Below are 18694 nucleotides of genomic sequence, written 5' to 3'. Positions count from 1 at the left end.
AAGGTCAAGCCTCTTTCTGCTCGCCGCCCTCGCGGGGAAGAAGCTTGAATTGCGACGAGTCGGGTTCGGCAGGCTCAGCCTTTGAAGTCTGCGGCTCCAGCGGCAACTCGAAGTCCAGATCGAGATGTGGCGGTTCTGAGAGAGTCGCCAGTTCCACATGCTCCACCTCGGTGGCGGGCATGCCTTCAGGAAAGCGGTCACGCGCAACCGCGTACAGCATCAGCAGATCGCGGTAGGCCGCCAGCTCGAAACCCATGCGGTGTTGATGCGGGTCGTCGAGCAACATGCGCTCGAGCACGTTCACGATCTGCGGTTCGCCCCAGGTCATGGTGATGAGTTTCATCGCACGGTCGTAATCCATCAGATCGCGGCCCTGCGATTGCCGCAAGGCATCGGCATCCGCCTCCCAAGGCGGCACGGCCACGTTGAAGCGACGCTGAAAGCGGCTGTAGAGCGACTCGAACTCGGCCTTGCGCCCATGCTTGCGGTACAGGTCGAACAGCAGCAGATAGGGCAGCGCGAAGCTGTCGCTGGCACTGTCGTCGAGCGATTCTTCGAGCAGGGCCATGGCGCGGTCTTCGTCGCCGGTTTCGATGAAGTATTCGGCCAGATGCCCGGCGTCCATCATCTCATCGACATGCACCTGCTTGTCCTGGCTCATGGGCTGCATGAAGCGCGAATCCCAGTCGATTCCGGAGTCTCCCGAGTCTCCCCATTGACCCGCTTTGGCGGATTGGAGAGAGGGTGCGTCGATTTCGGGCTGCAAAGGTCGGCCGTCCACCAGCGGGGCCAGTCCAAAAGGCAGCACGGCCGGCGCGCTGGTGCTGGCCTGCACCGACATCGAGGTCATGGCCACGGTGGGCGCCTGAGCAGAGGCGGCCCGCTCGGGTTCCGCCGCAACCCGGTGGCTCACAGGGGCTGACTCGAAGGGGCTGCGCGATAGACCCGGATCGGCACCGCGCCGCCACAGCCAGAAACTCAGCAGCGCGAGCGCGATCAGCGCCGCGACCAGGGCGTACACCAAGCTGGCGGAATAGCGCTGCGCCCTCGTCTGGGCCAGCTCGGTCTGCGACTGCTGCAACTGCTGTGAGGCTTGCTCGAACTGCCGCTGCAGCACATTCGCCCGGTCCTGCAGAGCGTTGATCTGCTGCAGGGTCGGCTGGGCCTCGCCTGGGGCAGCGGTCGCGTCCATGATGAGCTGGCGCAGTTGATTGAGCTGGCCGCGCTGCTCGGTGCTGAGGGCGGGCACGGTCGCGGGAAGCGCGGTCGCCAGACGCAGTTGCGGCACAGAGGCGAGGTCGGCCGCGTTGAAATCATCAAGCACGAGCCGGTTGCCTGCATGAACCGGCGCGAGCGGCGCCTCGATGACCTCGGTCCTGCGCACCTTCGCTTTAGCGGGTTCATGCCCTTCGTGGCGCGCAAGCTCTTGCCGCGCTGACACGGGCGCCTTCGGGCGTTCAGCTTTCGATGCGGTCTTTTTCACGACTGGCGCCTCAGACGGCGACTGACGTGACCCCGGCGTTTGCGCTGGCGCCGCGACCTTGCTGGACGGCGCCTGCCCCGCAGAACGATTGCCAACCGCACTGCCCGCGACCATCGGCAACTCAGGCGTCGGCGGATCGACCAGCAAGGTATAGACCTGAGTGCGTTGGTACTGGCAGGCCAGGTGCAGACGCACGATCAGAATCGGCTCGCGCAGCGCTTGCTGGCTGCGCAGTAACAAAGTCAGACCGTCAGCCGACGGCTTGGAAGTGATCGCCAGCGCCCCCACCCCGCCGCCAAACTCGCCCGATTGCGCCTGGGCCTGCACGCACGACAGCGGCAAGGACTCCTGCGCATCGAGGTGCACCGGAATCGTCATCTGCAGGGTGCGGCCGAGTTCGGCGCGCGTTTGCGGGGCGCCGATCATCAGCGCCTGCGCTGGAGTCACGAACTGCGCCGCGAGCCCGACCGCAACCATCCAGGGCCGCAAGCACAAGAGCAGGCCATTGCAAGTCGTGAAAAAAGAGGCGAAACGGCGGAAAACTGAGGGCATTGCAGCGCAAATAAGGGCCGACATCAAAATGTGTCGAATAATTCGAAAGCAATGTATCACGCAGCTTTCATTCCAATTGGCGCCAACAAAATCCGGATGAAAAGGGTGTGAAAAAATTAACAATCGCCTGATTTTCTGTGGGAAACACCCCACAGTCCCCGGCCGCGCATGGCGAGCTGAATATGATGCTTGCACCTCTGGCCCCACCCTCTCTGCATGAGCGCCGAACTCCGAGCCGAACGTCAGGGCGACAGCCTCGTGCTGCGCCTGCACCACCCCGAAAGCCGCAACGCCCTGAGCGCCGCGCTCTGCTCGGCCGCGCTGGAGGCGCTCACCACGGCGCAACGTGATGGCGAGATCCGCGCCGTAGTGCTCACCGGAAGCGAACATCACTTCTGCAGCGGCCTGAACGATACCAGCGCGCTTGACGCCTTGCACGATTGCATCCTCGCCCTGCGCGATTGCGAACCGCTGGTGGTCGCCGCGGTCGAAGGCCAGGCGCGTGGCGCCGGAGCCGCGCTGGCGCTGGCCTGCGATCTGCTCGTCGCGGCCGACAACGCCCAGTTCCAGCTGATCGACCCCCTGCTGCCCGAGAGCGACGTGGGCGGCGCGCAATGGCTGGCCGCCCAATTGCTGCCGCGGCCCGCGTGCAACGAGGCCGCGCTGCCCGGTCTGGGGCTCGGCGCGGCCCGGCTGCACCAGCTCGGCGTGGTCAACCGCCTGTGTCGCCCTACCGATGCGCTGCAGACCGCGCTGCAACTGGTCGAGGCCATCCCCGGCGGTTCGGGCGGGCCGCGCAAAGTCCTGCCCAATGCGCCGAGCTACGCCAGCGCCCTGCATGTTCATCTGGCCAGCCAGATCCTGCCGCCTCGCGACTGAGAGGGTGTGAACGCTCCCATGCCGCCCAGATCGGTCGAAACTGCGCCTTCGCCGCGCGTCAGCACCCTGCAAACCCGGCTGCACCGCTTTATGCACACCGTGGTGCTGCCGCAGGAAAGCACCATCAACGTCGCCCTGCGCCTGAGCGCGACCGGGCCGCAGGACGCTGTCGGCCCGCTACTCGCCCCCCTCCGCCAGAAGGCCCAACTGGCGGGGCTGTGGAATCTGTTTCTACCCATCTCCCCCCGCGCCAGCCAGGGGTTGAGCCATTGGGAATACGCGCCGATGATCGAAGCCATGGGCCACATCCCCTGGGCAGCCGAGGTGTTCAACAGCGCCCAGCCGGACGCGGGAAACATGCAGTTGCTCGACAGCTACGGCAGCGAAGCGCTGAAAGATGCCTGGCTCGACCCGCTGCTGCGCGCCGAGACCCGCAGCGCCTGGGCCGCCGCCGAGCCCGACGCCGAGCTGCACAACCCGGACTCGCTGCAGTGCCACGCCACGCAAGACGGCAATTCCTGGCGCCTGAGCGGTCAAAAAACCTGGGTGCAGGGCCTGCTGGACCCACGCACCGCCAGCCTGCTGGTGCTGTGCCGCACCGATGCGCAGGCGGCCCTGCATCGCCAGTTCAGCATGCTGCTCGTGCCGCTCAAGACCGATGGCGTGCAACTCGGTCGGCACTTGCAGGGCTGGGGTACGGCGCAGAAGGCCTTGGCCGAAGTGTCATTCGAAGATGCGCGCGTGCCCATCCATCATGTGTTGGGCCAGCCGGGACAGGGCCTGGAGATTTTGCAAGCCCGCCAGCGCATCGTCGGCCTGCACGATGCGCTGTGGTGTCTGGGCGCGGCGGAGCGCGCCCTCGATCTGCTGATCGCGCGGCTGCAAACCCGGCGCATCGGCGAACAGCTCGCGGTGCATCACCCGGTCTGGCAGCAGCGCATCGCCCGCACCCGCACCGGGCTGGACACCACCCGCATGCTGGCGCGGCGCAGCGCCTGGCAGATGGACCAGAACGACAGCCACCTGCCCCCGCAGGAGCTCGCCATGCTGCAAAGCCTGGCCCTGCCGCTGGCGGTGGATGCGGTGCAATGGAGCATCCTCGCGCACGAGGCCGACGCGCTCGACGACAGCCTGCCCCTGGCCGGTCTGTCTGCGCAATTGCGGCTGATGCAACAACTCACCCCGCCCATCGAGGTGCTCCACGCCCAGATCGCCCAGGGCGAACTGCTGCGCTGAACGAGCGCCTGCAGCAAGGCGGCAAACGTCGCACAATGAGGCGCACCGTTCACCTCGCCGCACAGACGGCGCCTCCCGCCATGATCGACCTCTACTCCTGGGCCACCCCCAACGGCCACAAAATCCACATCCTGCTCGAAGAACTCGGCCTGCCCTACCGGGTGCACGGCGTGAACATCGGCCGCGGCGAACAGTTCGCGCCCGACTTTCTCGCCATCAGCCCGAACAACAAGATTCCCGCCCTGATCGATAGCGACGGCCCGGATGGTCAGCCCATCAGCGTGTTCGAGTCGGGCGCCATCCTCCTCTATCTGGCCGAGAAGACCGGCCGCTTTCTGGGCACAGGGCCGCGGGCGCGCATCGCCACGCTCGAATGGTTGATGTGGCAGATGGGCAGCATCGGCCCCATGCTCGGCCAGGCGCACCACTTCCGCCAGTACGCCCCCGAGAAAATCGACTACGCCATCGCCCGCTATACCAACGAGGCGCACCGGCTCTATGGCGTGCTCGACCGGCGGCTGGCGTCGCAGCCCTATCTGGCCGGTGACGACTACACCATCGCCGACATCGCCGTCTTTCCGTGGTGTCGCAGCGCCGCCAATCAGGGCATAGACTGGGCCGAGTTTGCGCATGCCAAGCGCTGGTTCGACACCATCGCCGCGCGGCCCGCGGTGCAGCGCGGGGTGCAAGTGCTGACCGACGTGCGCCCGGCCGAGATGGACGCCACCGCGCGCGAACAGTTGTTCGGCAGCACCCAATACCAGCGCCGCTGAAGGAGCTCGTTATGAAGTTCGTCCGCTACGGCCGCAACGGCCAAGAGCAGCCCGGCCTGATCGACGCGCAGGGCCGCCTGCGCAGCCTCGGCGGCATCGTCGACGAGATCGACGCCAGCGTGTTCGGCCGACCTCAGGCGCTGCGCGGCATCGACGCTGAAAGTCTGCCGCTGGTGGGCGGCAAGCCTCGGCTGGGCGTGCCCTTCGTCGGCATCAGCAAGTTCATCGCCATCGGCCTGAACTACCGCGACCATGCCAACGAGGCGCGCATGGCCATCCCGACCTCGCCCATTGTGTTCAACAAGTGGACGACCTGCATCAGCGGCCCGAACGATGCGGTGCTGCGCCCGCCCGGCGCGCACAAGCTCGATTGGGAAGTCGAACTCGGCGTGGTCATCGGGCGCGAGACGCGCTTTGTGCGCGAGGCCGATGCGCTCAAACACGTGGCCGGGTATTGCCTGGTCAACGACGTGTCCGAGCGCGCCTATCAGCTCGAACAGGGCAGCCAGTGGAATCTGGGCAAAGGCTGCGACACCTTCGGCCCGATCGGCCCGTGGCTGGTCAGCCGCGACGAGATCGCCGACCCGCAGAACATCGACCTCTGGCTCGACGTGAACGGTGAGCGCATGCAGACCGGCAACACGCGCGACATGATTTTCGGCGTGGCCTACCTCATCGCCTATCTCAGCCACTACATGACCCTGCTGCCCGGCGACCTCATCGCCACCGGCACGCCGCCCGGCGTGGGCATGGGCCGCAAGCCCCCGCGTTATCTGCAGCCCGGCGATGTGGTCACGCTCGGCAGCCCACAACTCGGCACGCAGCGGCAGGAGATCCGCCCCGCTCCACAGCGTCCGCTGTGATCGGCGCCGCAGCCCGCGTGGTGACCTGCGCAGAGACCTGCGCGGCGAAGTTCATCCCCTGCGGCTATTCTTGAGCTTCACCCTGGAGGGCGTTGCCATGCCGACACTCGATCTGGCCTTGCCGCTGCACGCGCATGACCACTCGCATGAACACCCGCATGACCATCTATTGCAAGCGGTGCTGCACACTCGCGCGCGCAGCGTGGCGCTGGTGCAGGGGCTGAGCGATGCCGACTGCACCGTGCAGTCCATGCCCGACGCCAGTCCGGCCAAATGGCATCTGGCGCACACCACCTGGTTTTTCGAGGAGTTCATCCTCGCGCCGCATCTGCCGGGCTACCGCGTGTTCGATCCGGCCTTCCGCTATCTCTTCAACTCGTATTACGAAACCGTCGGCCCGCGCCACCCGCGCCCGCAGCGCGGCCTGCTCACCCGGCCGCCGCTCGAACAGATTCTGGCCTTTCGCGCTCATGTCGATGCGGCGCTGCAACGTCTGACGCGCGAGGCCGCTCCAGCTTCTTTGCTCGAACTTGGGCTGCACCACGAGCAGCAGCATCAGGAACTGCTGCTCACCGATCTGCTGCATCTGTTTGCGCAAAACCCGCTGCACCCCGCGTATTGCGCCATGCCCGGCGCCGCGCCCGGCCCCATGCCCGCAGCGCAGAACCCGGAGCCGGTGCGCTGGGTGAGTTTTTCCGGAGGTCTGACCGACATCGGCCATGCCGACGAACGCTTCGCCTTCGACAACGAAAGCCCGCGCCACCGCGTCTGGCTGGACGACTACGCCCTGGCCCAACGCCCGGTGTGCAACGCCGACTGGCTCGACTTCATCGCCGACGACGGCTACGCCACACCCGCTCTCTGGCTGGCCGACGGCTGGCGCTGGGTGCAGGAGCAGAACATTCGCGCACCCGCCTACTGGCAGACGCACGGCGATGGCTTTCACACCCAGACCATGTCCCTGCACGGCCTGCAGCCCCTGCTGCCGCAGGCGCCCGTGACTCACATCAGTTTTTACGAAGCCGATGCCTACGCCCGCTGGGCAGGTGCGCGTTTGCCGACCGAGTTCGAGTGGGAGGCCGCCTCGCGCCGCCAGCCCCTGTCGAGCGCGACGCCAGCGCAATTCGCCGATCACCCGTGGCGGCTTCCCCTGCCCGCTGATGACGCGGCCACTGACGGTCTGCAGACCTTCTGGGGCGGCGTGTGGGAATGGACGGCCAGCGCCTACCTGCCCTACCCCGGCTTTCACCCGGCGCCCGGCGCCGTGGGCGAATACAACGGCAAATTCATGAGCGGCCAGATGGTGCTGCGCGGCGGCTCCTGCGCGACACCGCCCGGCCATATCCGCCCGACCTATCGCAACTTTTTTTACCCCCACCAGCGCTGGCAATTCACCGGTCTGCGGCTGGCGCGGGCCTGATACAGAAAGGATCGCCGATGCCTCCGCAGACCGCCACCGTCCTGCACCCGCCCGACTTGCCCGACCTCAACCCCGAGTTCGCCACGCAAGTGCTCGAAGGCCTGAGCGCTCATCCCAAACGCATTCCCTCCACCTGGTTCTACGACCACCGCGGCTCGGAGCTGTTCGAGCAGATCACCGAGCTGAACGAGTACTACCTCACCCGCAGCGAAACCGCGCTGCTGCGCAGCCTGCATGACGAGTTTGCCCAACTGCCCGCTGGCTCGGCCGTCATCGAATTCGGCAGTGGTTCCAGCCGTAAAACCCCCCTGCTGCTAGGCGCCCTGAACGCCCCCGCGAGCTACACCGCCATCGATATCAGCGGCGACTTTCTGCGCCAGTCGGTGCGCGGGCTGCAACTGCGTTTTCCCCAGCTGGATGTGCACGCGCTGGAAGCCGATTTCACCGCCCCGCTGCACTGGCCCGCCGCGCTGGAGGCCGACGTGCGGCAACAGCCCCGCATCGGCTTTTTTCCCGGCTCGACCATCGGCAACTTCACCCCGGAGCAGGCGGTGCGCTTTCTGCATGGCGCGGCGCAATTTCTCGGCCCCGGCGCGCATTTGCTCGTCGGCGTGGACGGCACGCAGGACAAGGCCAAACTCATTCCCGCGTATGACGACGCCCGCGGCGTAACGGCGGCGTTTAACCGCAATCTGCTCACCCGCATCAACCGCGAACTCGGCGCCGATTTCAATGCGCAGGCGTTCCGGCATGTGGCCCGCTTCGACCCCGCGCACAGCCGCATCGAGATGCATCTGCTCAGCCCCAGGCCGCAGACCGTGCGCCTGCTCGGGCAGAGCTTCACCTTTGCAGAAGGCGAGACTCTGCACACCGAAAATTCCTACAAATACCCGCTGGCGATGTTTCAGCGCCTGGCGCAATCGGCGGGGTGGACGCCGCAGAAACACTGGCTCGCCGCCGATACGGATGTTGCGCTGCACTGGCTGCAGCGGTGAGGCGATTCGCCTGAATGGCCCACCGCGTCAGCGCGGCTCTGCGTCGGTCGGCGCTTCGCGCACCGGATGCTTGAGCAGCTTGCGCTGCAGGGTGCGGCGGTGCATCTGCAGCGCGCGGGCGGTGGCGGAGATATTGCCGTCGTGCTCGGCCAGCACTTTCTGAATGTGCTCCCACTCCAGCCGATCGACCGGCAGCGGCTGGGCGGCCACGGCCCGGTCGGCCTCGGGTTCGTCTTGTTCCAGCGCGGCGAGGATGTCGCTCACCGTCGCCGGCTTGGGCAGATAGTTGGTCGCGCCGAGCTTGATGGCATCGACCGCGGTGGCGATGCTGGCGTAGCCGGTCAGCAGCAGGATGCGCAGGTCGGGATAGACCGCGCGCAGCGGCGCAATCAGCGTCAGACCACTATCGCCGGGCAGGCGCAGATCGAGCACCGCAGCGTCGAACGCCGCCGTGCCGATGAGCGCGCGCGCGGCGGGCGCAGAATCGGCATGCCACACGGAAATACCGCGCCGTTCCATGGAATTGCGCGTGGCGGCAGCCAGCGCGGCGTCATCTTCGACCAGCAACAGATTCATCGGTTTGCCATTCATTGAGCTAGGGCCTGTTAACGCTATTTATGCCCCCGCGCCGGGGGTCTGGGCGGAGGCAATGCGAGGCGCAGGCCGCGCCGTGGTGTATTGCACCACAAGCGGACTGCAACGTGGCAGTGCGCCGCCCAGACCCCCGGCCCGAAGGGTTGCCCCCAGGCGGGGCGTCTGCTGCGTTGTCAGTGCGAGGCAAGGCGACCAGCCTTGCCTCGCACCTCCGCCTTGCATCCCTCCCCGTCTGGGGGCAACGCGGGGGCATAAATAGCGTTAACAGGCCCTAGGAGTCTGGGCGGCAGAATTCCGTGAACCTGTGCCGGAGCGCCGATGCTGGGCGAGCGGACTGTTTTTCGGGCACGGTCGGCATGGCCGGTCGTCTCACGCCCCCGAGAGGGCAGCAGCGGGCGTGTTGTGCGGGGCGGCCTGTGCCCCCATTTCTGTTCAGGCGGGAACCAACGAGGCCATCCGCCGGAGGTTCAGTGCTGCGCAGACGAGTTTCCACTCGGCGCGTACACGCTCAAGGCCGCGCAGGCTGAACTGGCGGAACCCCAGCACGCTCTTGATCCAGCCGTTGGGCGGCTCGGCGATCCACTTGCGCTTGCGATAGGCGGCGCGTCCCGCGGCGGTCTGCATCTTCGCGGCCATGGCCGCGGTGTGCGGCAGCCGCGCGGCATCGATGGCCGCGTGCTGCTTGCCTTCGCGCCCCAAGGCCACAACCAGATCGATCGGCGCATCGCGCAGGTTGTCCTCGCTGCGATAGCCCGCGTCGGCCAGACCCAGCGCGGGCAGCGCGCCCAGGTTCTCCTGGATCGCATCGATCATCGGCAGCAGCCAGTTGGCATCGGGTGCCGTGTTGTCCAGTTCCGCAGCCACGATGATGTGCGCAGCCTCGTCCACCGCCGTCTGCGCGTTGTAGCTGGGGTCGAAGCCGCCGCCGGCGCGCTTCATGATGCGGCTGTCCGGGTCGGTGAAGTTCTCCTGCGCCTTGTCTTCGGGCACGCCGAAGTCGCGCTTGAACCGCGCACCGCGCCGCGGCTTCCCATCCGGCCCCCGGGGACGGCGATCATCATCGTCACTGCGACCACGCTGCGCGTCGGCTTCACGCTGACGCTGTTCCAGCCGCTGGCGCGCCTGCCGGATCGCATCGAGTCGCGCCTCGCGCCGCTCGATCTCGGCCGGGATGTCGAGTTCGGGCTCCTGCGCCTCGGCCTCGTCGGTGGCCTTGGCGCGCGCCAGCAGCGCGTCGATCTGCTTTTTCAGTTCGACCTCGGTGTGCTGCATGCGCGCATAGCTCATGGCCTTGTGGCGGCTCGCGTTGGCCTTGACCTTGGTGCCGTCGATGGCCACCGTGCCCAGCTTGACCAGACCCATCTCGCGCGCCAGGCGCACGACCTGCACGAACAGGTCCGAGAATTCCTGGAGGTGCAGCGCACGGAAATCCCGGATCGTGCGGTGCTTGGGGAAGTTCCCTGCTGCCAGCATCCGGAACGCCAGGTCCTCGTGCAGCCGGCGCTCGATCTTGCGCGAGCTGAACACCCCGGTGGCGTAGCCGTACACCAGAACCTTGACCATCATCGCCGGATGGAAGGGCTGGTTGCGCGCTCCGCCACCCTCATAGCGCGCGTAGAACGCGCTCAGGTCCAGCGTGTCAATCGTGTCGTGGATGAAGTAAGCCAGGTGGCCCGGCGGCAGCCAGTCCTGCGGCGCCGCCGGCAGCAGCATCACCTGGTCCGGCTCATAGGGGCGGTAACTAGTGGGCATGCCGTATTAACGCACGCCCACCGTCCTACGTCGACCTCAACAACCTTCTGCCGCCCACACTCCTAGGCGCGGCCATTGCAGCGTGGCGCTCAGCCCGCCGCCCGCGCGTCGTGCCACGGTGAGCGTGCCACCGAGGCGCTCGATCCCAGCGCGGGCCAAGGCCAGCCCGAGGCCGCGCGTCTCGCCCTTGGTGCTGACGAAATCGTAGCCTGCCCGCGCCAGCCGATCATCCGACAGACCGGGGCCGCGGTCGAGCACATGCACGCGCAGACTGGTCGCATCCCAGTCGGCCTCGACTTCCACCGCGTCGGGGCTGGCGTCGGCGGCGTTGTTGAGCAGACTCACCAGTGCGGCGTTCAGACCCGCATCCACCCGCAGCACCGGGGGCGAACCTGCGCTGCGCAGTGTGAGCCCCGCCTGCGACTGCGGTCGCATGAGGTGCCAGTGCTCCAGCGTTTGCTCCAGCCAGTGCGCCAGCGTTTCGGTCTGGTCGCTGCGGCTGCGCGCGGCGCCGGCTGCCGCGGTGATGTGACCAAGCACGGTGCGGATCTGCGCCACCTGCGCCTGCATGCGCTGCAGTTGGGGCCCGAGTTCGTCATCGCCCGCGTAGTCGGCCTGCAGATCGTCCACCGTCATCGCCAGGGTGGACACGGGCGTGGCGAGTTCATGCGCGGCGGCGGCGGCCTGCATGCCCAGCGCGAACAGATGCTGGTCGCGCAGACCGACTTCACGGCTGCGGGCCAGTTCGATTTCGCGCTCGCGCAAGGCTGAAGCCAGACGCGCCACCACCGCCGCCACCAGCAGCGCCGTGATGAGAAAGTTGCCCCACATGCCCGTCAGATGCTCGCCAAGCATGCCGGTCGCGACCCCGCAGGCCTCGGTCAACGGGGTGGGGAAGAATGACACCAACGAATAAAGCGTGATGACCACCGCCGTCATGGCCCAGACATAGAACCAGGGCAAAGCCACCGCACTCAGGACGAGCGGTATCAGCAGCAGGGAGATGATGGGGTTGACCTCGCCGCCGCTCCAATACACCAGCAGGGCAAGAATGAGGGCATCGGCCAGCAGGTGGACGAAACCGCCGAAGGCACCCAAGCCGCGGCGGCTGCGAATCTGCCACCACAGCAAGACGCCGAGGGCGGCCTGAAGGCCGATCAGCCCCAGCACTTTGTAGACCGGCCAGGTGATGTCGAGGAAGTGATGCGCCCAGGGCAGCACCGCCAACTCGGCCAGCAGCATGGCCACGCGCGCCGCGAGCAGTCGGGTCAGGGTGACAGCAGGCAGATGTGGCGAAGCCGACAAAGAAGCTTGCGCTCCCTGATCGGTAAGGGGCAAACGCGGAATACGGGAGGACAGCGGCATGCCGCCATTTTAGGAAGCCCTTGCGGCACGCCAGTACGCGGTTCTCCCTGCGACGCACTGCCGCAGGGAGAACCCGAGCCTGTTACGGCAGCAGCACCGTCGAGCCGATGGTCTTGCGGGCTTCGAGATCGCGATGCGCCTGCGCCGCCTCGGCCAGCGGGTAGCGCTGGTTGATGTGAATCTTCACCTGCCCGCTGCGAATCAGGGCGAACAGCGCATCGGCCATTTGCTGCTTCACCACCGGATCGGCCATATGCGTGCCCAGCGTGGGGCGGGTGACATAGAGCGAACCGGCTGCCGCCAGGTCGGTGAGCTTGATCGGCGGCACGGCTCCCGAAGCATTGCCGAAACTCACCATCAGGCCGAAGGGCTGCAGGCAGGCGAGCGAACGCTCCCAGGTGTCGCGGCCAATCGAGTCATAGACCACCGGCACGCCGCGTCCTGCGGTGAGGTCTTTGACCCGGGTGACGAAATCGTCCTGCACATAGTCGATGGCGTGGGCGTAGCCGTTTTCCAGCGCCAGCGCGCATTTCGCCGCCGAGCCCGCTGTGCCGATGAGCGTGGCACCGAGCGAGCGCGCCATCTGCCCGGCAATCAGCCCCACCCCGCCGGCGGCGGCGTGAAACAGCGCCACATCCCCGGCCTTGAGCGCGCGGGTGCGATGCAGCAGGTAATACGCCGTCAGGCCTTTGAGCAGACTGGCCGCAGCCACCTCAAAAGCGATGTCGTCGGGCAGTTTGATCAGCGGCGCCACCGGCACCACCCGGCGCTGCGCATACGCGCCGGGCGCGCCGGTGCAGTAGCCCACGCGGTCGCCCACCGCAAAGCCCTCCACCCCCGGCCCCACCGCCTCGATCACCCCGGCGGCCTCGCCACCCAGACTGCCCGGCAGCGGCTGCGGATACAGGCCGGTGCGGTGATACACGTCGATGAAATTCAGCCCGATGGCTTCCTGGCGCAGCAGCACCTGCCCCGGGCCGGGATCGGCCAGTTCTTGCTCGCGCCACTGCAGCACTTCGGGGCCGCCGTGTTGATCGAACCGGATCGCATGGGTTGTCGTCATGTCTCTTCCTTTGTCGTGGGTTGTTCGTGCAGCCACAGCCACAGTGCGGGCAGGCACAGCAAGGCTAGTGCCGCGGCCAAGGTGAACAGGGCCACCGCGCCGATGGTCTGCCACAGCCAGCCGGCGCCGATGGCCGCGAGCAATTGCATCAGCCCGATGGTCAGGTGATACAGACCGAACGCGGTGCCGCGCAGTTGCGGCGGCGCGGCCTCGGCCACGGCTGCGGAGAGTAATCCCTGCGTGAGCCCCATGTGCAGCCCCCACAGCGCAACCCCCAGCCAGAACCCGGGCATTCCCAGAGGCATTGCACCGCCGAGCAACAACATGGCAGCCGCCAGCACCGCCAGCCCCAGGCCGAACAGCCGCTTGCGCCCCCAGCGCGCCGCCAGCAGACCCACCGGGTAAGCCGAAAGCGCGTAGGCAAGCGACAGCACCAGCGTGACCAGCGCGATCCACACCACCGACACGCCGATCTGGTCGCCGCGCAGCACCAGAAACGCCTCGGTCAGCCGCGCCACGGTAAACAGCGCGGCCAGGCTGACGACCTGCCAGAATGCCGGAGGCAACTCGCGCGCTGCGCGCCAGTCCATGCCCTTCTTACCCGCCTTGGCCGCCGCCACGCCAGCCTGAACCCGGCGCGGTTCACGCACGCCCAAAGCCAGAATCGCCACCGCGATGACTGCCGGAATCACCCCGAACCACAGCACCAGCCGCAGGTTGTCGGCATACACCGCCAGCAGGCCGATGGCCGCCAGCGGCCCGAGCACCGCGCCCACGGTATCGAGACTTTGCCGCAGGCCGTAGGCGGCGTTGCGCAGCGCGGGCGGCGTGGCGTCGGCCACCAGCGCGTCGCGCGGCGCACCGCGGATGCCCTTGCCGATGCGGTCGATGAAGCGCGCCGCAATCACCTCGCCCGCGCCCGAAGCCAGCGGAAACAGCGGCTTGGTCAGCGCCGACAGGCCATAGCCCGCCACCGCCAGCCACTTGCGCGAGCCCATGCGGTCTGACCACACGCCCGACACCACCTTGAGCATCGACGCCGTGGCCTCGGCAATGCCCTCGACCACCCCGACGCTGAGCACGCTCAGCCCCAGCACCGTGGTCATGTAAACCGGCAGCAGGGCGTGGATGAGTTCGGACGACATGTCCATGAAAAGGCTGACAAAACCCAGCATCCACACGGTGCGGGGCAGGCGGCTGCTTGTTGGATCAGAAGGGAGTTGCATGCGGAATTTGTGGTGAGTGGCACTGTGCCGGGCGTTAAGCGCAGTCTAAGCGACCGCCGCTAAAGTCCAGTCTGTATCCATTTGCAATCCCGCCCCATGCGCCTGCTCCTGGTTGAAGATGATGTGATGATCGGCGAAAGCGTGCTCGACGCCTTGCGCGGCGAGGGCTACGCGGTGGACTGGGTGCGCGACGGCGCCGTGGCCGACTCGGCGCTGCGCACCGAGCAGTACGACCTGGTGCTGCTCGATCTGGGCCTGCCCAAGATGGACGGCATCGCCGTGCTCAAGGCGCTGCGCACCCGGCGCGAAACCACCCCGGTGCTCATCGCCACCGCGCGCGACGCCGTCTCGGCGCGCATCGCCGGGCTCGACGCCGGAGCCGACGACTATGTGCTCAAACCCTACGACCTCGACGAACTCTCGGCCCGCATCCGCGCGCTGCTGCGCCGGGCGGCGGGGCGGGCCGAGCCGGTGTTCAGCTATGGCCGCATCAGCCTGAACCCGGCCACGCACGAAGCCCTGCTCGACGGCGAGCCAGTCGCCCTGTCGCAGCGCGAGTGGGCCGTGCTCGAAGCGCTGATCGCCCGCCCCGGCATGATTTTGTCGCGCGCCCAGCTCGAAGAAAAGCTCTATAGCTGGAAGGACGAAATTTCGAGCAACGCGGTGGAGGTGTACGTTCACAGCCTGCGCAAAAAGCTGGGGCCCGACCTCATCCGCAACATCCGCGGCATGGGCTACATGATCGCCAAGGAGCCCGCGCCTGCAAGCCCGAGCCGTGATGGCGGCGGTGACGGCAGCCACACGCCAGAAGCCGATAGCGTGGACGATGGCGGAGATAGCGGCGACGGCGGCGGCGATAGGGGCGGCGATTGAAATCCCTGCGCGCCCGCCTGCTGCTGCTGCTCTCAGTGGCCGTCACCCTGGCGGCGCTGGTGCAGGCGGTTGCCGTGTTCCGCAACGCCATGAACGAGGCCGACGCGGTGTTCGACTATCACCTGCAGCAACTCGCGCTCAGCCTCGCCAGCGGCGATATGGGCCTGCCCGGTTTCGGCCCCAATGTCAGCGCGGGCAACGATGTCGACTATGTCGTTCAGGTCTGGGCGCCCGATGGCAAACGCATTTACGTCTCGCGCCCGCGCAGCGAGCTGCCCAGCCAGGCCGTGCTGGGCTACACCAATGTGCAGGTTGGCGGCGAGCAGTGGCGCGTCTATTCCATGCAGGCCGGGGGGCGCACCATTCAGGTCGGCCAGAGCACCGCCACGCGGCAGGCGCTGGCGCTGGGCTTCGCGCTGCGTTCCATTTGGCCGATGGCCGTCATCGCGCCGCTGCTGCTGCTGGCCGTTGCGTGGGTGGTGCGACGCTCGCTGCGACCGCTGAGCGATCTGTCGCGCGAACTGGAGAACCGCGCCGCCACCAGCTTCGACCCGCTCGACCCGCACCCCGTGGTCAGCGAAATGCAGCCCGTGGTGCGCGCGATGAACGGCCTGTTCTCGCGCACCCGCCAGGCCTTCGATACCCAGCGCATGTTCGTCGCCGACGCCGCGCATGAACTGCGCTCGCCGCTGGCCGCGCTCAAGGTGCAGGTGCAAATGCTCGGCCGCGCGCACGACGACGCCCAGCGCGGCGTGGCGCTGGCCCGGCTGGAAAGCGGCATCGACCGCGCCAGCCATCTGGTCGAACAACTGCTGCTGCTGGCGCGCAACGAGTCGGGCGCCGAAGAGGCGCTCACCGCGGTGAGCCTGCTCGACACCGCGCGCCTGGCCCTGTCCGATACCGCCGAACTCGCCCAGACCCGCGGCGTGGACGCCGGGATGGAAGACGCCGAAAACTGCACCGTGCTCGCCCCGGCCAGCGGCCTGCGCATTTTGGTGCGCAACCTGGTGGACAACGCCCTGCGCTACACCCCCTCAGGCGGCCGGGTGGACGTGCGGGTGCGCTGCGAAATGCAGCCCGCGCCACCCGCCGCGCAAGCGACCGACGGCACAGCGGCACCCCGACGCATGGCCGTGCTCGAAGTGGACGACTCCGGCCCCGGCATTCCGCCCGAAGACCGCGATCGCGTGTTCGACCGCTTCTATCGCCGCGAAAACGCCCCGCCCGGCGGCAGCGGCCTGGGTCTGGCCATCGTGCGCAGCGTGGCCGAACGCTGCGACGCCCGCATCGAACTCGACACCTCGCCACTGGGCGGGCTGCGGGTGCGGGTAATTTTTGCGACCGCAGGGCACACGCTCACACGCTGAAAAAACGTCGCTTGGCGGGCTTCAGTCCAGGTTAAGGCCCATCACCGAGTCTTTAAACAAGACGCCGCCGCGCTTGCCGCGTTGCAGCAATTGCGTTTCAATCGGCTCGCTGAACCGCTTGCCTACCTACTTTCCACTCAGGAGACTCCCATGACCATGCAACTCAGCCTCAAGGACAAAACCGCCATCATCACCGGAGCCGCCAGCGGCATCGGCAAAGAGATTGCCGAAACCTATGCCAAGGCCGGCGCGAAAGTCGCCATCGCCGACCTGAACCTCGACGCCGCCAACGCCACCGCCGAAGCCATCAACAAGGCCGGCGGCAAAGCCATGGGCGTGGCGATGAACGTGACCGACGAAGCGCAAGTAAACGCCGGCTGCGCGGCGGTCGCCAAGGCCTTCGGCCCGGTGGACATTCTGGTGTCGAACGCCGGCATCCAGATCGTCAATCCCATCGAAGACTTCGCCTTCGCCGATTGGAAAAAGCTGCTCGCCATCCACCTCGACGGCGCCTTTCTTACCACCAAGGCGGTGCTGCCGGGCATGTATGCCAAGAAAGGCGGCGTGGTGATTTATATGGGCTCGGTGCATTCGCACGAGGCCAGCAAGCTCAAGAGCGCCTACGTCACCGCCAAGCACGGCCTGCTGGGGCTGGCGCGAGTGCTGGCCAAGGAAGGCGGGCCCAAGGGCGTGCGCTCGCACGTCATCTGCCCGGGCTTTGTGCGTACCCCGCTGGTGGAAAAGCAGATTCCCGAGCAGGCCAAAGAACTGCACATCAGCGAGGACGAGGTGATTAAAAACGTGATGCTGAAAGACACCGTGGATGGCGAGTTCACCACCACCGCCGATATCGCCAATCTCGCGCTGTTCCTGGCCGCCTTCCCCACGGCCGCACTCACCGGCCAGTCCATCGTCGCCAGCCACGGCTGGTGCATGAACTAAGAGGCGCAAGTCATGACGACCGCCACGACGACCCGTCTCACGCAGCGCACAAAGACTGCCTCCTCGCCTGAAGAAGAAACTCGCCGGGCCGCCCCAAGAGTTTCTTCGCCCCCTGGGGGGAGACGTGAGCAAGGCGAGCGTTTCGGGGGGGATCTCATGCCGTCCTGCCGCGCTGATGCCGTGCTGGCGCAGGTGCGGCATTACGACCGCATCGCCCTGGTGCTTCAAGGCGGCGGGGCGCTGGGCGCCTACCAATGCGGCGTGGTGGAGGCGCTGGAAGACTGCGGCGTGCATCCGCACTGGGTGGCCGGTATTTCCATCGGCTCCATCAACGCGGCGCTGATTGCGGGCAACCCGCCGGGCCAACGCGCTGCCGCTTTGCGCACGTTCTGGGAAACTGTCACGCAGCAGCCGCTGCTGCCCACTCTGCCCTGGGAACACGACGCCGCGCTGGCCTGGATTCCCGAGCCCCTGCAACCCCAGCTTGCGGTCATGCAGGGGCTTCGCGCCATACTCGAAGGTCAGCGGGGCTTTTTTCTGCCGCGCTGGCCGCTAGGCGGCAACAACCCGGCGAAGGCCAGCTTTTACGACACCGCGCCGCTGCGCGACACGCTGGAAAGGCTGGTCGATTTCGACCGGCTCAACAGCGGCGAAACCCGCATCAGCGTGGGCGCGGTGAATGTGCGCAACGGCAACCAAGTGGTGTTCGACAGCGCCGAGATGCGGCTCGGCCCCGAGCACATCATGGCCTCGGGCGCGCTGCCGCCGGGTTTTCCGGCGGTGGAGATCGACGGCGAGTTCTACTGGGACGGCGGGCTGGTGTCGAACACGCCCTTGTCGCAGGTGCTGGGCGGCCATCCCAGCCACCACACCCTGGTGTTCCAGGTCGATCTATGGAGCGCGGCGGGCGAGGTGCCCAAAACCCTGCTCGACGTGGCCGAGCGGCAGAAAGACATCCAGTTTTCCAGCCGTACGCGCATCATCACCTCCACCCTGCAGCGGGCGCAGCAGCAGCGTCGCATTCTGCGCGATTTGCTGCAGCGCATTCCGCTCGACAAACGCGACGCGTTGTGCGAACAGGTGCAGGAAATGGCGCAGGACAAACGCTACAACGTCATCCACCTGATCTACCGCGACAAAGCCTTCGACGGTCAGGGCAAGGACTACGCCTTCGGCCGCGCCGAAATGCGCTCGCACTGGCAAAGCGGCCTCGACGACATGCACCGCACCCTCGACCACCCGGACTGGTTCGCTCTGCCCAGCGCCGAGCAGGGCTTCGTCACCCACGACGTACACACGCAGGCCTGAGTC

Annotated in this window: 16 protein-coding genes; 10 read left to right on the top strand and 6 right to left on the bottom strand. The window is 67.1% G+C overall.

The genetic code is table 11. The features are described from left to right. Positions 1-4: 4 nt before the first annotated feature. Positions 5-1960 (bottom strand): hypothetical protein, encoded by a 1956-nt coding sequence (locus THI_RS03985; RefSeq protein WP_013104941.1) that lies wholly within the window; start codon positions 1958-1960, stop codon positions 5-7. A gap of 291 nt (positions 1961-2251) precedes the next feature. Between THI_RS03985 and THI_RS03980 the strand changes: the two genes are divergently transcribed. The 6 genes from THI_RS03980 (at position 2252) to egtD (ending at position 8201) form a co-directional block, all read left to right on the top strand. Continuing rightward, positions 2252-2914 carry an enoyl-CoA hydratase-related protein gene (locus THI_RS03980; RefSeq protein WP_013104940.1) on the top strand — a complete coding sequence of 221 codons (663 nt, stop codon included), beginning with the start codon at positions 2252-2254 and terminating at the stop codon, positions 2912-2914. An 18-nt stretch (positions 2915-2932) separates the two neighbouring features. After that, positions 2933-4150 carry an acyl-CoA dehydrogenase family protein gene (locus THI_RS03975; protein WP_013104939.1) on the top strand — a complete coding sequence of 406 codons (1218 nt, stop codon included), beginning with the start codon at positions 2933-2935 and terminating at the stop codon, positions 4148-4150. Positions 4151-4230: 80 nt separating this feature from the next. Beyond that, entirely contained in the window at positions 4231-4923 is a 693-nt protein-coding gene (locus THI_RS03970; RefSeq protein ID WP_013104938.1) for a glutathione binding-like protein, read from the top strand. Positions 4924-4934: 11 nt separating this feature from the next. After that, entirely contained in the window at positions 4935-5786 is an 852-nt protein-coding gene (locus THI_RS03965) for a fumarylacetoacetate hydrolase family protein (RefSeq protein ID WP_013104937.1), read from the top strand. 97 nt (positions 5787-5883) lie between these two features. Next, positions 5884-7206: an ergothioneine biosynthesis protein EgtB gene (egtB, locus tag THI_RS03960; protein WP_013104936.1), complete on the top strand. Its 1323-nt coding sequence runs from the start codon at positions 5884-5886 to the stop codon at positions 7204-7206. A 17-nt stretch (positions 7207-7223) separates the two neighbouring features. Further along, the gene (gene egtD / locus THI_RS03955; RefSeq protein ID WP_013104935.1) at positions 7224-8201 is read left to right on the top strand and encodes an L-histidine N(alpha)-methyltransferase; all 978 of its coding nucleotides are present in this window, start codon (positions 7224-7226) and stop codon (positions 8199-8201) included. A 27-nt stretch (positions 8202-8228) separates the two neighbouring features. Here egtD and THI_RS03950 read toward each other — a convergent pair whose 3' ends face one another. From THI_RS03950 to THI_RS03930, 5 genes are all read right to left on the bottom strand, one after another. Then, on the bottom strand, positions 8229-8792 hold the full coding sequence (locus tag THI_RS03950) for a response regulator transcription factor (RefSeq protein WP_013104934.1): 564 nt from the start codon (positions 8790-8792) through the stop codon (positions 8229-8231). Positions 8793-9227: 435 nt separating this feature from the next. Then, positions 9228-10547, bottom strand: a complete 1320-nt coding sequence (locus tag THI_RS03945; RefSeq protein WP_013104216.1) for an IS1182-like element ISThsp1 family transposase — start codon at positions 10545-10547, stop codon at positions 9228-9230. 36 nt (positions 10548-10583) lie between these two features. Then, complete coding sequence (locus THI_RS03940) at positions 10584-11912, bottom strand: ATP-binding protein (RefSeq protein WP_013104933.1); 1329 nt, start codon at positions 11910-11912, stop codon at positions 10584-10586. An 82-nt stretch (positions 11913-11994) separates the two neighbouring features. After that, entirely contained in the window at positions 11995-12975 is a 981-nt protein-coding gene (locus tag THI_RS03935; protein WP_013104932.1) for a quinone oxidoreductase family protein, read from the bottom strand. Further along, on the bottom strand, positions 12972-14201 hold the full coding sequence (locus THI_RS03930; protein WP_013104931.1) for an MFS transporter: 1230 nt from the start codon (positions 14199-14201) through the stop codon (positions 12972-12974). The genes THI_RS03935 and THI_RS03930 overlap by 4 nt, the downstream gene beginning before the upstream one ends. Positions 14202-14297: 96 nt before the next feature. On the opposite strand from THI_RS03930, the gene THI_RS03925 reads away from it, so the two are divergent. From THI_RS03925 to THI_RS03910, 4 genes are all read left to right on the top strand, one after another. Continuing rightward, a complete protein-coding gene (locus tag THI_RS03925) occupies positions 14298-15074 on the top strand; it encodes a response regulator (RefSeq protein WP_013104930.1) in 777 nt (258 codons plus the stop codon). Then, positions 15071-16441, top strand: coding sequence for an ATP-binding protein (locus THI_RS03920; RefSeq protein ID WP_013104929.1), 1371 nt, complete (start codon positions 15071-15073; stop codon positions 16439-16441). Before THI_RS03925 ends, THI_RS03920 begins: the two co-directional genes overlap by 4 nt. Positions 16442-16591: 150 nt before the next feature. Then, entirely contained in the window at positions 16592-17383 is a 792-nt protein-coding gene (locus THI_RS03915; RefSeq protein WP_013104928.1) for a 3-hydroxybutyrate dehydrogenase, read from the top strand. Between the two features lie 156 nt (positions 17384-17539). Next, entirely contained in the window at positions 17540-18691 is a 1152-nt protein-coding gene (locus tag THI_RS03910; RefSeq protein ID WP_013104927.1) for a patatin-like phospholipase family protein, read from the top strand. The last annotated feature ends 3 nt before the right edge of the window (positions 18692-18694 follow it).

Source organism: Thiomonas arsenitoxydans (genome assembly GCF_000253115.1).
GTDB classification, from domain to species: Bacteria; Pseudomonadota; Gammaproteobacteria; order Burkholderiales; family Burkholderiaceae_C; genus Thiomonas; species Thiomonas arsenitoxydans.
This window is presented reverse-complemented; position numbering and strand designations above follow the sequence as displayed.

Bases quoted from the DNA above. Each gene is read 5' to 3' on its own strand.
- THI_RS03970 (WP_013104938.1), top strand. From the start codon at position 4,231: ATGATCGACCTCTACTCCTGGGCCACCCCCAACGGCCACAAAATCCAC.
- THI_RS03965 (WP_013104937.1), top strand. From the start codon at position 4,935: ATGAAGTTCGTCCGCTACGGCCGCAACGGCCAAGAGCAGCCCGGCCTG.
- THI_RS03930 (WP_013104931.1), bottom strand. From the start codon at position 14,201: ATGCAACTCCCTTCTGATCCAACAAGCAGCCGCCTGCCCCGCACCGTG.
- THI_RS03985 (WP_013104941.1), bottom strand. From the start codon at position 1,960: ATGGTTGCGGTCGGGCTCGCGGCGCAGTTCGTGACTCCAGCGCAGGCG.
- THI_RS03950 (WP_013104934.1), bottom strand. From the start codon at position 8,792: ATGAATGGCAAACCGATGAATCTGTTGCTGGTCGAAGATGACGCCGCG.
- THI_RS03935 (WP_013104932.1), bottom strand. From the start codon at position 12,975: ATGACGACAACCCATGCGATCCGGTTCGATCAACACGGCGGCCCCGAA.
- THI_RS03940 (WP_013104933.1), bottom strand. From the start codon at position 11,912: ATGCCGCTGTCCTCCCGTATTCCGCGTTTGCCCCTTACCGATCAGGGA.
- egtB (WP_013104936.1), top strand. From the start codon at position 5,884: ATGCCGACACTCGATCTGGCCTTGCCGCTGCACGCGCATGACCACTCG.
- THI_RS03980 (WP_013104940.1), top strand. From the start codon at position 2,252: ATGAGCGCCGAACTCCGAGCCGAACGTCAGGGCGACAGCCTCGTGCTG.
- THI_RS03975 (WP_013104939.1), top strand. From the start codon at position 2,933: ATGCCGCCCAGATCGGTCGAAACTGCGCCTTCGCCGCGCGTCAGCACC.
- egtD (WP_013104935.1), top strand. From the start codon at position 7,224: ATGCCTCCGCAGACCGCCACCGTCCTGCACCCGCCCGACTTGCCCGAC.
- THI_RS03925 (WP_013104930.1), top strand. From the start codon at position 14,298: ATGCGCCTGCTCCTGGTTGAAGATGATGTGATGATCGGCGAAAGCGTG.
- THI_RS03915 (WP_013104928.1), top strand. From the start codon at position 16,592: ATGACCATGCAACTCAGCCTCAAGGACAAAACCGCCATCATCACCGGA.
- THI_RS03945 (WP_013104216.1), bottom strand. From the start codon at position 10,547: ATGCCCACTAGTTACCGCCCCTATGAGCCGGACCAGGTGATGCTGCTG.
- THI_RS03910 (WP_013104927.1), top strand. From the start codon at position 17,540: ATGCCGTCCTGCCGCGCTGATGCCGTGCTGGCGCAGGTGCGGCATTAC.